Origin of the sequence: Streptomyces griseoruber, from assembly GCF_001514205.1 — a bacterium.
GTDB lineage: Bacteria > Actinomycetota > Actinomycetes > Streptomycetales > Streptomycetaceae > Streptomyces > Streptomyces griseoruber.
In genome coordinates this window covers 1-558 of sequence record NZ_KQ948846.1, presented here as the reverse complement: position 1 = coordinate 558, position 558 = coordinate 1, and the positions used below count along the sequence as shown (strand labels likewise).

Annotated in this window: 1 protein-coding gene; it reads left to right on the top strand. The window is 69.9% G+C overall.

The features are described 5' to 3' along the window. A partial coding sequence (locus AQJ64_RS44915; protein ID WP_159060386.1) for a zinc-binding dehydrogenase occupies positions 1 to 558 on the top strand: 558 nt, incomplete at both ends.

Below are 558 nucleotides of genomic sequence, written 5' to 3'. Positions count from 1 at the left end.
CGTTCGGGCCGGTGGCGGTGGCGGATGCGCGCAAGGTGGCGCGGGTGCCTGACGGATGGTCGTTCGCCGAGGCGGCGTCGGTGCCGGTGGTCTTCCTGACGGCGTACTACGCGCTGACCGACCTCGGAGCCGTCAAGCCCGGCGAGTCGGTGTTGGTGCACGCTGCTGCGGGTGGTGTGGGTATGGCGGCGGTGCAGGTGGCGCGGCATCTGGGTGCGGAGGTGTTCGGCACGGCGAGTGCCGGCAAGTGGGGCACCCTGCGTGCCCTGGGGCTGGACGAGGCCCACATCGCCTCCTCACGTGACCTGGCCTTCGAGGACGCGTTCCTGGCGGCGACCGGCGGCAACGGCATGGATGTCGTGCTGGATTCGCTGGCGGGTGAGTTCGTGGACGCGTCGTTGCGTCTGCTGCCGCGGGGTGGTCGGTTCCTGGAGATGGGCAAGACCGATGTCCGTGACCCGGGGACGGTGGCGGCTGAGCATCCCGGTGTGATGTATCGGGCGTTCGACTTGATGGATGTGGAGCCGGAGCGGATCGGTCGGATGCTGGCCGAGCTGG